Raw genomic sequence first — 1,911 nt, 5'->3', positions numbered from 1 at the left:
CCTCCGCGGAGCGGCTTTCGCTGACCGACGGATCGATCCGAACCATCATCTGGGCGACCGGCTATGCGCGCTCGTTCGGCTGGCTGGAGCCGCTGGCGCTCGGCGGCGATGGCGAGCTCGCGCATCAGGGCGGCGTCACCAGCGTGCCCGGCCTCTACGCGCTCGGCTTCCGCTTCCTGCGCAAGCGCGATTCCAACTTCATCGGCGGCGTCGGGGCGGATGCCGAGGCGATCGCCTCCGAAATCTCCCGTCATCTCGGCCGAAACGGCCGCAAGGCCGCCTGAGGACGACGACCATGGCAATCAATCCCATCTCCCTCATGACCTCCCCCAGGCGCGGCCATTACGATGCGATCGTCGTTGGCGCTCGTTGCGCGGGCGCCGCGACCGCGATGCTGCTCGCCCGCGCGGGCCTCAATGTGCTGGCGATCGACCGCAAGCCCTATGGCTCGGACACGCTGTCGACACATGCGCTGATGCGGCCAGCGGTGCTGCAATTGTGGCGCTGGGGCCTGCTCGAGCCGTTGCTCAAGGCCGGGACGCCGCTGATCGAGACGACGACGTTCCACTATGGCGACGACGAGATCACCATCCCGCTTGCCTCCGGTTCGGACCTACCCGGCCTGATCGCGCCGCGGCGCACGGTGCTCGACCGCATCCTGGTCGACGCGGCGCGCAAGGCTGGCGCGGAGATCCTGCACGAAGTCGCGGTCGGCGATCTCTTCGCCGACACACGCGGGCGGGTGCGCGGCGTCGATATCCGCGCTGCCGGCCGCGCATCGCTCCGGGTCAGCGCCGATATCGTGGTCGGCGCCGACGGCATCGGCTCGCTGGTGGCAAAATGCGTCGACGCCCAGCCCTTGCGGCGCGGCGCGGTGTCCGCCGCCCATGTCTATGGCTATGCGCCCGTCGAGCCGGGCGCCGGCTATCACTGGTACTTCCGCAACGGGATCGCCGGCTCCTTCATCCCGACCAATGACGGCCTCGCCTGCATTGTCGCATCGGCGCCGACCGGCCTGTTCGACCAGCGCTTCCGCCTCGGCCATGCGCGTGCCCGCATGGATGTGCTCGAAGCGCTTGCGCCGGCTCTTGCCGCACAGGCGGCCCTGGCGCCGAAGGATGCGCGCCTGCAGGCGTTCCGCGGCGTGCCGGGCTATATCCGCCAGGCGCACGGCCCCGGCTGGGCGCTGGTGGGTGACGCCGGCTTCTTCCGCGACCCGATCACCTCGCACGGCATTTCCGATGCGCTGCGCGACGCCGAAACTCTGGCGCGGGCCATCCTCGATGGCTCGGAGGCGGCATTCGCGATCTGGCAGCAGCAGCGCGACCTGATCGCCAACCAGATCCTGGATACCACCGACGCGATCGCCGGCTTCGACTGGACGCTCGACGATCTCGGCGAGCGGCATCGCCGCTTCAGCGGCGTGCTGAAGGCAGAGGTGCAGGCGCTGGCAGGCCAGCCCATGCCTGGCCGTCGGGCACCCTTCCCTGCATCGCGGCCGACGGCGCATCTGGCGCCGGCCAATCAGGACGAGCCGCCGGCTTCGGCCGGCTCGAATCTCAATCGCAACCGAACCGGAGCAAGGCCATGACTGTGCATGTGATGAAGGACGGCTGGGTCGGCGTCACCAAGGGTCGGCCAAAGGTGGGCGCCTTTGCCGAGCGCTCGCGGCGCAGCCAACCGCAGGATATCGACGCCTTCGCCGAGATGACCGGCGACCGTAACCCATTGCATTACGACAAGGCACTGGCCGAGGCCTCGGTGTTCGGCAAGCTCATCGTGCAGGGCGGCGTCACCTCCGGGATCCTGAACGCGGTGGTGGCGGAGGACCTTCCCGGCCCCGGTTCGGTGTTCCTCGAAGTGTCGTGGAAATTCGTCAAGGCAGTCGGCGTCGGCGAACTGATCACCGGC

General features: G+C 69.1%; 2 protein-coding genes and 1 pseudogene. All 3 read left to right on the top strand.

Annotated features, from left to right (window positions below; translation table 11 throughout):
• Positions 1 to 284, top strand: a pseudogene (locus tag EOA27_RS41175) (pyridine nucleotide-disulfide oxidoreductase); the annotation flags it as partial.
• An 11-nt stretch (positions 285 to 295) separates the two neighbouring features.
• Complete coding sequence (locus EOA27_RS34380; protein WP_127258494.1) at positions 296 to 1,591, top strand: NAD(P)/FAD-dependent oxidoreductase; 1,296 nt, start codon at positions 296 to 298, stop codon at positions 1,589 to 1,591.
• On the top strand, positions 1,588 to 1,911 hold a 324-nt coding region (locus EOA27_RS34375), incomplete at its 3' end, for a MaoC/PaaZ C-terminal domain-containing protein (RefSeq protein WP_127258492.1). The genes EOA27_RS34380 and EOA27_RS34375, both read left to right, overlap by 4 nt.

It is taken from the genome of Mesorhizobium sp. M2A.F.Ca.ET.037.01.1.1 (genome assembly GCF_003998075.1).
Classification (GTDB): Bacteria; Pseudomonadota; Alphaproteobacteria; order Rhizobiales; family Rhizobiaceae; genus Mesorhizobium.
Note: the sequence above shows the minus strand (reverse complement) of the source record. Positions and strands in the feature narration are given on the sequence as shown.